Here is an 11900-nt window from a genome sequence, read left to right as displayed (position 1 = left end):
TCCAATCCCCACACGATTTCAGAATATAAAAGAATAGTAATGACAACAATCACTCATTACGGGTATGAAAACATACCTGCCAATCATCCCCATGTCGAACGTTTCCACGAAGATGCTTGTACTGTCTGCTTCGATACCAATTGCATTACCTCAGATACAGAAAAAGAGTCCGAAATAAGACAATGCTGGAGTTGTGGAAGTGAATTTCTCGCCGATGGTGAAATATTACTAATTGGTACTAAACTTTAAATGTAATCACAATGACACCAAATCAAATAAAAAAACAATTAGGCATAAGTTATTTAGGGGGGTGTAACTCCCCTAAGCTTATCAAAAGTAAAGATCGCAATGTAATGACCTATGGAGTCTATTTGGCACCTCATACATTAAGTGGATACAATGTATGTCCCGAATCCCTACAATGCCAGAAATACTGTCTGCATGGTTCAGGTAGAAATAAAATCGAACTGTTAACAAACAAAGAAGGAGGCAGTATTCAAAATTCACGAATAAAGAAGACGAAGCTCTTTTTCGAAGACCGCAGAATTTTCATGCAGCTGTTGGAGTTTGAGATCAGACAAGCATATAAGAAATCCAAGAAAGAAAATATGCAATTTGCAGTCCGGCTCAACTGTACATCTGATATCAATCTTGAAGAATTCACAATCAATGAAGAAAACATATTACAATTGTTTCCTGACGTACAATTTTACGACTACACCAAAGTATACAATCATACAGCATTGACGCAGAAGTATAAAAACTATGATCTTACATTTTCCTACAGTGGTGACAACTGGGCACAATGCGAAGTGCTCTTGAAAAAAGGATATCGTGTAGCGGTGGTATTTCAAGACAGTCTACCCGAACAATTTCGGGGATATTCCGTAATTAATGCAGTGGAAGACGATGCCCGTTTCCTAGATGCAGGAGGGATTATTTGCGGACTTACCTACAAAAAAGTTGCCAACGACTATACCGGTGGCAAATTCCAGAAACCAGACACAGTATTTATAACAAAAGAGAAAGATGCGCAATGCATCCGGTCTGAAAAAACAGCTTAATAATATATGAAACGAAAATTTGAAGTAACACTCACTTTGATTTACAATCATACAATCGAAGTCGAAGCTGACAACAGTGATGCTGCAATAACTTATGTAAACGATAATAAGGACTTGCTTGCTCCGGACTCAGACTTCACCAAAGGAGAAAAAACAGTTGATTTCGCAGAACCTGTAGAAAATTTAAAATAGTATGGAAAAAATTAAAATTAAAATAGGCGATATCGTTAAAGCCAAGTTTGGCACTGTTGTATTCGGTGTAACCAAAACAGATGGCACACACCCAAATTCAAATTTTGATATTTACGGAATTGTTACTGATATTATACCTGACGAGCAGACCAAAGTAGATCTAATAGAAGTGAAGTTCTTTTTTGATGCCACATCTTCACATAAATATAAGCCGGACGATTTAGAGTTAATTTGTTCCACCAATTTAGTAAAAGCAAATACAAAAAAACTGACGCTAGAACAAATCTTCAACGAATACAGTGAAAGTGATGTTGTTATGGGTGAAATGCTTGCATCTATCCCTGCTGATGGTTTGTCTGTTGAAGAAGCCTTCGAATTATATATGGAAGCATTAAAAAGCTCCTGCGGAGATCGTTTTTTTCGTGAAGTAGAAGACTCCACTTTTGAGGAATACAATGGGGGATGGGAAGATGCAAGTGAATATTTAGAAATATTGAAAGGTAGTATAAAATAATCCGTAAATATAAAAGACAAATGAAAAAGACTCACAATAAAACCCCGAAAGAACAACCTACAGGACAATGTACTGTTCACGAACTGGCTCAAAAGCTGCTTACATTAAATACCGGTGAAGAACTGAGTTTCTCGGAAAATCCGGATGGATCAGATTACTGGGGAGCCAAATATTTAGAAGTATTCGAACAGCATATCATCGTATTCGGGTATTATGGAGGTCCATACTTCCAGTTGTACGAGACCGAAAAGAATGTGTTAAGTGACATGATTAGGCATCTTTGTTATCACCTCAATAAAAAGAGGAAGAGATTATCTACACTTTTGAAATCACTAAACAAGAAATAAACACCTCCTCTTTTGAAATCACTAAACAAGAAATAAACACCTCCTCCAAAGAAAACATCGTCTCCAGCTTTTTCTTTTTTATGTGGAATGGCTGGTGTAAAGAAGAATGTAAAATAGTTTTTGGAGGGGAGTTCCCACATTTTTGGAACAAGTGGTGTGAAAAGTGTAAAATATACAATGTCTATTGTGCTGCAGAGAAATTTTATGCCGACCTGACTGAGCATAATAGAACTAAGCTTGTCAAGCGTGCCTGTGAATTATATGATGGACGGGCAAGAAGAAAACCATTACCGGAATAAAAAATATAAATTGAAACTGAATAATGGCCGCAACAATAAAACTGTTGCGTTTTTTTATGATCAAAAATTAACCACTAATCACCCCTTATCAATACAAACCTCTATTCTTCAATAACAAGTAATATCAAACAACTTAGATATGAGTTTATTAATAGGCAAAAAGACAACTTCCGGCATACGCTATATATCGGTTGAATACGCAATGAAATTCACGACGGTAGTCCATACTCTGAAAACATTCTACAAAACCGTTGAAAAAGTAGATGCGCTTATCGATTTGGGAAACCTGAACTATCTGGGAAAAACACCCTACAAAAAATGCAAGGGAGAACAAGACCTGATTAACTGTGAATCAAAGATCAGGGATAGAAAACTAAGTCCCGGCAAACACGGTGCATCCACAGCTAAAGATGAATCGGATTTCCTCAAGAAGCTGGAAAGGGAATGCCGCGGATTAAACTGCTGTTTTCTTTTTGATGAAGGCAAATGGTACGTCCTTGTCGGAGGACATAAAGAACAGATCGAATCGATTGATGAATCCGTACTTGACAAAAGTAAACGCATGGATGGACTCACAGTTTTTAACTATAAGCAGGACGACAGCTACAACAAATTGATACCTGTCGATTTTTATTCCTGGAATGAGGTTCTGCAGAGTGCCAATACCACCCATACTACTTACTACATCTTTCGGGGTGAACGCTTCCTTTCAATCATTACTCCCGGTCTTAAATTAATTTAGAAATGGGAAAACTAAAAGGAGTACTTACTACATCCGATTACCTTCCGATGGAAGAGTTTATAAAGCTAATCGATGGTTTACGTAAAGATAAACGGCATCTCTGGGAACTGTACTGCTGCCTCTCGTTCTGTACGGCTCATCGTGCTTCTGATGTATTGGCTTACAAATGGAAAGATGTACTGGGAAAAACAGATATTACAAAAATTGAACGTAAAACAGGGAAGGCCCGAACCATTCAATTCAATGAAGAAGTACGCAAAAAGATCAACGAACTGTATAACCTGCTAGGTAAACCCGCCCCGGATCAGCTTATGATCTGCAATCCCAAAACTAAAGAAGCATATACATTAAGGCATATCAACAGGGTACTTAAAACATTCAGGGTTGAATACAGGCTACCTGTAAAATCGTTCTCCACCCATACCTTCCGAAAAACATTCGGAAGGCATGTCTATGAACACGGTGGACGTACTGCAGAATCACTTATCCTTTTAAGTTCCATTTTCAAACATTCCTGTATCGAAATGACCAAAATCTATATCGGGCTGCAACAGACTGAAATAGATAATGTATTCAAATCCATTAAATTCTAAGACTGAAATTTTATGCTATATCCTAAAATCCCACAAAATATCCCACAATCCAAGCGTGCAGATATGAATGATAAAATAATCGGCACTATCAGTCGCGGCAAGAAAGATATTTCCAATACCCAAATCTATAATTTCTATACAGGCATTGGCGGTTTACATAGCCTTAATAGAAGCGACTACGCTAATTATAACGAGTATGCCGAAGCAAAAAGAGAGTATGAAATGGGACAGTTCTTCACTCCTCACGATATCTGTAAGCAAATGGTAGAACTGGTATTACCTGAACCATCCGACATGGTACTGGATATGTGTTGTGGAATGGGCAACTTTTGTAATTTTTTGCCCAACCAGTTTAATGCTTATGGCTTGGATATTGAAGAAAACGCTATTAAAGTTGCCAAAAGGCTGTACCCCGATGCCAACATGGAAGTAAACGATATGCGGTTTTATGACCCCAATATGTCATTTGATGTCATTTTCGGTAATCCTCCCTTTAATCTCGATTTTGACGGAATCCATTCACAACACTATTTCTGCTATAAAGCATACTGGTTGCTCAATCCCGGCGGGTTGATGGTTCTGGTCATGCCCATGTCTTATCTGGCAGATGAATCGAGAGACCGCACGTATATCAATATGATAAACCGGGACTTTTCATTTGTCGGACAGACCCGGCTTGAAACAAATGCTTTCGCTTCTTTAGGCGTAGAAAACTTCGGTACCAAGATTATGGCATTTATGCGTAAATCCGATAACTTGGAAGTAATACCTTATCAGCCTGCTGAATTCGTTGGTATAGAAGCCTTGCAGCATAGAATGGATAGTATTAAAGCCGAAAAGAAAAAAGCACGGTTGAAATTGCTTCGGGAGAGAAACATGATTGCTGAAGGCAACATCGAAAGCAGGTTGAAGAAGTACAAGGCATCCAAAGAAGAGATCAAAACACCCGGCAAACGCCAGAAAGTAACTCAAAAGAATGTTAAGCTAAATCTACTCTTCCAGAGTATGTCATGCCACCAAGGGGCTAAATCATTCGAATGCACCCTGCAGAAATACCTGTATGAACTCAAAACGCATAAACATCTAAAAAAACAATATCCAAAAGCTTTATCCTATGTCAGTAAATACCGTAATCAGCAACCACCGTTAAACTGTACCAGCCAAGAACGGGAGAAGTGGGAGAAATATAAAAAGATTCTTCCTGCACAGGTTCTAAAACGATTACGAAATAGTATTAAAAAGCAATATGCAGTTGCCCAAAAGAAGTATGTTTTAAGGCAAACGCCTTATGGTTTCAAGCTTAAAAATTTAGCGAACCCCTTTTCAGCGAGGAATACCGACAAATATATACCCCTATACGATCTTGTGGCCAATGATGTTCTGCTTCCACAACCCCCAAAGATGACGCCCGAACTTGCCAGGCAACACAAGTATGCCAATAAATACATTGCAAGGAAGAAAAAGATTTTTGCGTTGGAGAATGCCGAATTTAAATCCATGCAACGGGACCCTGTGCTCGATAAATACATAGACAGCCTGAGTTTTACCGGCATGAAGCAGACCCAATGCAAATTTTCCGATTTGCAGAAGCACGATATGGGTTTGCTCTTCCAAAAACACTACTCCTTGCTCAACTGGCAACAAGGCTCCGGCAAAACTGCTGTATTGTACAAGTACGGTAAATACCTGCTTGAAACAGGAAAAGTCAAAAATGTTGCCATTGTTGCTCCTTCAATTGCTATTCACCTGACTTGGGTCCTTTTCTTAAGGTACAACAATGCCGATTTCGTTGTTGTGTCCTGCCCGGATCAACTTAAAAATATACCGCCCGGCAAAATCGTCGTATTCTCGGTTTCCATGCTTGGAAAAGTAGACGATGCGATCATCCGGTTTATGAAAGAACGTTCGCAAAAGGTTTGTCTGCTGTTCGATGAATCGGACGAGCTTACCAACGATGCAAGCTTAAGGACAAAACGCACACTCAAATGTTTCAGAAGAGCCAAATACAAAATGCTCGGCACAGGAACCACCACACGGAATTATGTCAGTGAACTATACTCACAGATTGCATTGCTGTATAATAATTCTGTGAATATGATGTGCTACTGTTATGAGAGTTATTATGAGGATGACTATAAGGTAATTCGCCCACGGCTCAATGAATATTACAATAAACCGTTTCCAAGGCGGGCAGGTGCACGATTGTTCAAAGCATGCTTCAATCCCGGCAAGGCAACTGTCTTTGGGATTGAAAAGCAAAATCAGGATGTTTATAATAAAGATAGCCTGTGGGCACTGATCGGTAAAGCTATAATAACCCGTAAGTTCAGGGAGTTTGCAGGAGACAAATACACTATCCACACACAGGCGGTAGCTCCGGCAGCAGGAGAACTTGGGGTGTATGAGAAAGTAATTAAAGATTTCGTTTCTATATGGGCTATGTTTTTTAATAGTACAGGCGATTCGAAAAAAGACTCCATGCTGAAGATTATGCGCCAGATTCAATTATTAATAAAAGCCTGTTCTGTCCCTGACCTCATGCCGGGCTATTGCTGTGACGATCTGCCACAAAAAGTACAGCATATCGAAAACATGGTTCGTAATATCAATGAAAAGGTGGCTGTAGGTTGTACCTCACTCGATGCTTTGGAGTATTATGAAAAACATTTTGTTCAGGTGTTTCCACAAAGAACTTTGTTTGTCATTAAAGGAGAACTCACATTCAACAGACGACAAAAGATATTACGGGCTTTCGAAGCCACAGACAACGGTATTCTTCTGTGTATGCAGCAGAGCTTAAAGAGTTCTGTCAATATTCCCGAATGTAACGAAGTCATACTCGAATCACTTCAATGGAATATCCCGCGAATGGAACAGTTTTACTTCCGTTTTATCCGCTTCGATTCCGAAGGCCATACCAACGTGCATTTTGTCAACTATTCCAATTCAATCGAACAAAATATTATGGCACTGATACTGACCAAGGAAAGGCTAAACGACTTTATTCAGACAGGAGAGGTTACCCGGGAATCTGCCATCTTTGATGAATTCGGTGTTTCCTCCTCCATTATAGATAGCCTGTTTACACGGGAACAGGATAAGGAAGGCAAGTTCCATATTTCCTGGGGACAGCAAAAGGTAGCCTGAGAAAGTAAATTACGCAAACTATTTAATGATGCATTTTACAGCTATAACTTTCTCTGGCTATTATGCTTTCCAAAGCAATAAATAGGTCTGAGACCTTAATTATTAATAATCTAATAAAACAGAGATATGGGTAAAACGATAGATATACTGAAAGCAATTCAAAACCTGCCTGATGCATTAATTACACCTGAAATATATAATGCAGGGATTCAGGAGGGGCAAATCGAAATACTTAATTTATTACCGCCTGGCTATTTAGCCCTAGAGAACATCAATACCGTTATAGACCGGAAAAAATATAGCTGGTCGGGATATGATCTGAACCGTATACCGGAAAAAGCTCGTACAACCAGAATATGTGAAGTGGCAGTCGAAAAGCAAGCAAGCAATTATTGGCATGTCCCAAAAGAAAAAAGAACAAATAATATGCTCAAAAGCCTGGTTAAAACTGCTGCATCTTTGTTGCACTACTTCCCGGAAGTCCCCCTTGACACCTGGGAGGAAGAATCGGTATATAAAGGAATTGTTTCCATCTATCGTTCCGGTGAATCATCCGGTTATGGGTATCGGGGATATTCAAGCGGTTCCTCAGATAAAAAGATGCAGATCAAACTCATTCAGATTTTTCTCTATTATGTCCCTGATAAATTGAAAACGATGCATTTTTATAGGGGACTGTTCTCCCAAACCTGTATGGATATAATACACATCGGCTTTCTTACTCCCGATAAATTCAAGAAACACTGCTACTATGTAGAAGTATCGAAAAAGGATATAAAAGCAGTACCCATTGATAAGCTAACATCAGCGATTCTTAAAGCCGCCTTTGGGTCCGATAAAAATAGCACCTACGCTTTCTTTGATGAAGAGAAAGGAATAAAAGAGAAAATGTTTGAGTTGATGGATGATGAAATGGCTGAGATTATAATTAAGCAGTCCCCGACTTATTTGGATGAGCTGCCTAAAAAATTCCAAACCAAGAACCGGCTTATTCTGGCTTTGGAGAACCATAAGGATTCTTATAGCCTGAACAAGGTATATAGCAAATATGATACGGCACAATTCGATACAGATATCTGCAAAGCATTGGTTAAAAAAGATACTCAGTGTCCCCGGTTTGCTGAGACAATCTGGACTCAGGAGTTTATAGATTTTTGTTTGGAGAATGCCCCTTCCTTGAATTGGTTCAAACAAATGCCAAACAAGTTACAGACTCCGAAGATTGTTGATAAGGCGATCAAATATTCCATCTGGAATATAGAATATGTTCTTCCTGAATTTATTTCTTTTGATAGTGCTGTCCAAGCATTCCGAAATGACAAGGATAGTTTGAAAAAATACGTTCCGGCACATTACATCAATAACTTCAAAATGGAGACAGGCTTACCTAAAGAATTTTTTGGAGGGGAAAGAGCCTGCTTTAATCTAAAGGAAAAAAGGGAGGAGTATACCTATTGTATAGTGGGTGATTGTTATATCGGTTACTTTATCGACGAAGACAGCAGGAATAAATATTCCAGACTGATCATGACCCGGAGAACCCCGATGCAAATACAGCCATCTATGGTATTCAGCCGTGTAATCGGCACTTACCATGTTACATGGCTGGAGAAACTCGTATCAGATAATGACCCCAACTTTGAAAAGCCTGTAGTAGATAAAGGATTGAAAGGAAAACAAATCAATACATATATGGGGATCCGGTTGACAGAAACAATTAACGGTGTAAAAATCTATGCGCATACATTTCTTGGTGAAACTATAAAATATACTGCATCGGATGAAGATAAATATGTTGAATCTAAAACCTTGGTGGGTATTAAAAAGAAGCTCTTAGATGAAGCTCTTTGCTAACCGATTATGCTTTATGCCGGGATTTAAACCCTTTTTATTTTACGGTGCAATTCTTCAATACAAATCAGTATCAATTCAAATAGTCATTCAAATTATGATATCATGGTTATAGATTTAGGTGTGGTAATTGCCTGGGAAGCAGTCACAGAACCTCACGGGTATATTTTTCTGGCAGGGGAAACTCTGATTCAACACTTTAAATCCAACAAAGAAGCACTCGAGTACTTTCCCAATATTAAGTTTGATACCACCGGGTATCAACTACTGAATCACACACATTGTATGGGTTGTAGGCAGGAGTTCTTTGTCTGTGATGACCAAACATTCGATGATGAAGGTAATATCAGCTATAGATGTACAAAGTGCAATACTATTTTCCCTTTGTTCCTCTTATATTTTTGAGTTCCCTACAATTCCATTTTTAATTAATTTAATTTTTAAATATATGAATGATCATCAAGACAATTCAAGAAGACGAATCGCCGAAATTAAAGTGTTGCAAGAAAGGATTGAACCTGATACAGTAGCTACATGCCTTGCTCGTCAATTCCAAGAATGTGAAGGTTTGGAGAAGCAGAAAGCGTTAAATATATGTATCGATGCACTGAACCATGACATCAACGATAAAGTATTTGATCTGGGTGGGTTTTATAAGTTCCTTAATCATTACAGAATCTTATTCAGTAAAGGTGAACAAATCTGTTTAATTGAAGAGGCTGAATCAATTATTCGTGATGCTATTACAATAGAAGAGCTAAAAAGCAGGGAGCGTGTTTTTGAAGCCGAAACGAAATACATAGCTGAACAAGGTTATGTTTTAAACCAACGCTACAATATTTCATACCCCGGTAATCCCGAAGATCAATCCCAAGAATGGGTTGTTACTGAATTTCGAGTATATGGAAGTGGAAAAATCCACCCGGTGCACGGCTGTAAAATAAAGAAAGACGGTATACCATATGCAAAAGCCCGGTATATCAGTATTAAACCGAAGGTAGAATTTGTCATTACCCCAAAAGAGTCAGAATGAAAATAAGATGAACTGGCTGCTTTAGCCACAAACTATAATTACAACTTACCTATACTCATACCCGAAGCCCAAGCCTGGGTATTACCTGCAGGGGCATTCGGTGAGAATTACGGAGCAATGTAAATGTTATGGACTCTATCCTGATCCGGTTGGCTATCACCGTGAGAAACCAGAGACACAAAGCCCGGAGGTAAATTATCTGTAATTGTGCCATCTTCACGACACATAGAAATTGATTTCCCCTCCAGAGCTAACACCTGAAATGTAATAATAAATCCACTTTTATATATAGCTGAATATCAGCTTCCAACTTCCATCCGGTCCATAATCTCAGTAATTAAAACACCTACGAAGTTACCTATATCCGAAGAATATGGCAAGCTTGTTTTATGATAAAAATACTTTAACATAATAAATAGCAATTTTATGAAAACGAAAATTACCCCACAAGAACGAATGAGGCTTTCTGTTTTGCTAAAGCTGGACGAAGCAGTTTTACAAGATTTAGACAAATTAGGATTACTGGATAGCACCAAATCCAGATCATATCTTATACAAGCAGAATACAAACAAATAACAGGTCAATCCAAACAGCTTAAACAATATATTGTTATGCAATTAGCCCGAAAATATAAAATGTCTATAAGTGCAATTGAAGTTATTATATATTCAAAAACAGTCAATAAGCACTGTTCGTGTAAGGTTTGCCAAGCTAAGATAACAAAATACAAATCAACTAAGAACGGAGGAATCTGTGACGATTGTAAACCAATATAAGATAAAAAGATTATGAGCAACTATAATTACCAAACCCAAACACTACTGGCTTTAGCTCCCAAGCTTTTTTTTATAATAATAGTTGCTGTGATTTTTTTGAAGGAATGCTTTGGCGAAAAGCCGGACCCGATGGATGACAGTATTAACGCAAGCAGGGAAATAGTTGAACAGCTTATCGTAGCTGATTCCACCCGGAACGGATTCAGAGTCGTGTATGCTACAGAAAACAGCGTTACCAAAGAAAGGCTCGAAGAAATAAGAAAACGCCCTGTTATCCTAGATGCATTTAAACGCCTGAAGGCTGATGCTCCTTTCTATTGGGATAATATGATAGAGACTGATATATACGATTTTGCTGAATTTGCTATTAAATATGACAGTGACCCTGCAATCAGGATTCATAATATATTTATTTACGGTTACCAAAAAGTAGAAATGTATGCCCGGCCGAATACCAATATCCCGAATTGTGTCTCCTTTATCAATCCGAATACCGGTCAGGGCATACAATACCTGTCCCATGACGATATTTATTATCGTGATAGAAAAAATAACAGAATCTATAGATATTGGAAGTGTTATGCCAACAATTCAACCTCCTCTACTGATGAACGTTTCAGCCACTTTTCTGAAAGCCAAAGAATATGGTAACCTATTTCTAAACCCTATATATAATGCGCTTTTCCAGGAAAATTTAAAACTCAAATTATTTGGCTGGGGACTTATTTAGGGATAAATTTGTCTTAATATACAACTCAAAATGAATGATTATTAGATTATTAATTGAATGAATTAGATTTTACTATGAGTAGATAAAACAGAAGTATGGCACTTGAAAAATCGCAGCTGAAATTTGCGAAATCGGAACAAACGGGTGAATTAATAGGTTTTGTCTCCCGCCATTCCAAAACTAAAAAGCTGAAAGGTGTTCGGGAGAACTCAATATATGGAAAGAAAATATGTGTACTATCGGAAGAACTCAAAGGCACAATCATTCCAAACCAATTGTACAACGTGGAGCTTAAAGCAATGCATATGGGCAATGGATATGTAGTTGTATCTGCAATACCCGCATTGTTTAAAGCAATACTCCAGACAGTATTAGTGTCAAAGGACATATATCAGGTCAAAATATCATTCGGCAATAAAACAATCTACTTTGACCCTAAAGATGGTAAATCTCCTTCTAGCCGTACCATTGACGGGGTAATCAGGGCATTGGCCATTCGAAAGGATATTGATGATTTAGAGAATCTTATTCTGGAATTCGGAGTACTGGCTAAAGAGGTAATCCGTAGGATGAAATCAGACGGGTATGATTTCGAATGAAATGGACAACTC

Annotated in this window: 13 protein-coding genes; all 13 read left to right on the top strand. The window is 38.2% G+C overall.

Annotation, left to right across the window (positions count from 1 at the left end):
- A partial coding sequence (locus IR022_RS19700; protein WP_206759621.1) for a hypothetical protein occupies positions 1 to 249 on the top strand: 249 nt, incomplete at its 5' end.
- A gap of 11 nt (positions 250 to 260) precedes the next feature.
- Positions 261 to 1064: a hypothetical protein gene (locus IR022_RS19695; protein ID WP_194205044.1), complete on the top strand. Its 804-nt coding sequence runs from the start codon at positions 261 to 263 to the stop codon at positions 1062 to 1064.
- A gap of 6 nt (positions 1065 to 1070) precedes the next feature.
- Positions 1071 to 1256 carry a hypothetical protein gene (locus IR022_RS19690; protein ID WP_194205043.1) on the top strand — a complete coding sequence of 62 codons (186 nt, stop codon included), beginning with the start codon at positions 1071 to 1073 and terminating at the stop codon, positions 1254 to 1256.
- Position 1257: 1 nt separating this feature from the next.
- Positions 1258 to 1770, top strand: a complete 513-nt coding sequence (locus IR022_RS19875; protein ID WP_199330338.1) for a hypothetical protein — start codon at positions 1258 to 1260, stop codon at positions 1768 to 1770.
- 20 nt (positions 1771 to 1790) lie between these two features.
- Entirely contained in the window at positions 1791 to 2117 is a 327-nt protein-coding gene (locus IR022_RS19680) for a hypothetical protein (protein WP_194205042.1), read from the top strand.
- Between the two features lie 438 nt (positions 2118 to 2555).
- Entirely contained in the window at positions 2556 to 3158 is a 603-nt protein-coding gene (locus tag IR022_RS19675; RefSeq protein ID WP_194205041.1) for a hypothetical protein, read from the top strand.
- Between the two features lie 2 nt (positions 3159 to 3160).
- Positions 3161 to 3751 carry a tyrosine-type recombinase/integrase gene (locus IR022_RS19670; protein WP_194205040.1) on the top strand — a complete coding sequence of 197 codons (591 nt, stop codon included), beginning with the start codon at positions 3161 to 3163 and terminating at the stop codon, positions 3749 to 3751.
- A 12-nt stretch (positions 3752 to 3763) separates the two neighbouring features.
- On the top strand, positions 3764 to 6898 hold the full coding sequence (locus IR022_RS19665; RefSeq protein WP_194205039.1) for an N-6 DNA methylase: 3135 nt from the start codon (positions 3764 to 3766) through the stop codon (positions 6896 to 6898).
- Positions 6899 to 7024: 126 nt separating this feature from the next.
- Positions 7025 to 8752: a hypothetical protein gene (locus tag IR022_RS19660; RefSeq protein WP_194205038.1), complete on the top strand. Its 1728-nt coding sequence runs from the start codon at positions 7025 to 7027 to the stop codon at positions 8750 to 8752.
- 445 nt (positions 8753 to 9197) lie between these two features.
- Positions 9198 to 9782, top strand: coding sequence for a hypothetical protein (locus tag IR022_RS19655; protein ID WP_194205037.1), 585 nt, complete (start codon positions 9198 to 9200; stop codon positions 9780 to 9782).
- 426 nt (positions 9783 to 10208) lie between these two features.
- Positions 10209 to 10559 (top strand): hypothetical protein, encoded by a 351-nt coding sequence (locus IR022_RS19650; protein ID WP_194205036.1) that lies wholly within the window; start codon positions 10209 to 10211, stop codon positions 10557 to 10559.
- Positions 10560 to 10571: 12 nt separating this feature from the next.
- Positions 10572 to 11210 (top strand): hypothetical protein, encoded by a 639-nt coding sequence (locus IR022_RS19645; RefSeq protein WP_194205035.1) that lies wholly within the window; start codon positions 10572 to 10574, stop codon positions 11208 to 11210.
- Positions 11211 to 11384: 174 nt separating this feature from the next.
- On the top strand, positions 11385 to 11888 hold the full coding sequence (locus tag IR022_RS19640; protein ID WP_194205034.1) for a hypothetical protein: 504 nt from the start codon (positions 11385 to 11387) through the stop codon (positions 11886 to 11888).
- Positions 11889 to 11900: the final 12 nt, after the last annotated feature.

It is taken from the genome of Dysgonomonas sp. GY617 (assembly GCF_015233815.1).
Lineage (GTDB): Bacteria > Bacteroidota > Bacteroidia > Bacteroidales > Dysgonomonadaceae > Dysgonomonas_A.
The sequence above is the reverse complement of the archived record's forward strand: the minus strand, read 5'-3'. Positions and strand labels throughout refer to the sequence as shown.

Bases quoted from the DNA above. Each gene is read 5' to 3' on its own strand.
- IR022_RS19665 (WP_194205039.1), top strand. From the start codon at position 3,764: ATGCTATATCCTAAAATCCCACAAAATATCCCACAATCCAAGCGTGCA.
- IR022_RS19680 (WP_194205042.1), top strand. From the start codon at position 1,791: ATGAAAAAGACTCACAATAAAACCCCGAAAGAACAACCTACAGGACAA.
- IR022_RS19690 (WP_194205043.1), top strand. From the start codon at position 1,071: ATGAAACGAAAATTTGAAGTAACACTCACTTTGATTTACAATCATACA.
- IR022_RS19650 (WP_194205036.1), top strand. From the start codon at position 10,209: ATGAAAACGAAAATTACCCCACAAGAACGAATGAGGCTTTCTGTTTTG.
- IR022_RS19675 (WP_194205041.1), top strand. From the start codon at position 2,556: ATGAGTTTATTAATAGGCAAAAAGACAACTTCCGGCATACGCTATATA.
- IR022_RS19695 (WP_194205044.1), top strand. From the start codon at position 261: ATGACACCAAATCAAATAAAAAAACAATTAGGCATAAGTTATTTAGGG.
- IR022_RS19645 (WP_194205035.1), top strand. From the start codon at position 10,572: ATGAGCAACTATAATTACCAAACCCAAACACTACTGGCTTTAGCTCCC.
- IR022_RS19670 (WP_194205040.1), top strand. From the start codon at position 3,161: ATGGGAAAACTAAAAGGAGTACTTACTACATCCGATTACCTTCCGATG.
- IR022_RS19655 (WP_194205037.1), top strand. From the start codon at position 9,198: ATGAATGATCATCAAGACAATTCAAGAAGACGAATCGCCGAAATTAAA.
- IR022_RS19660 (WP_194205038.1), top strand. From the start codon at position 7,025: ATGGGTAAAACGATAGATATACTGAAAGCAATTCAAAACCTGCCTGAT.
- IR022_RS19875 (WP_199330338.1), top strand. From the start codon at position 1,258: ATGGAAAAAATTAAAATTAAAATAGGCGATATCGTTAAAGCCAAGTTT.
- IR022_RS19640 (WP_194205034.1), top strand. From the start codon at position 11,385: ATGGCACTTGAAAAATCGCAGCTGAAATTTGCGAAATCGGAACAAACG.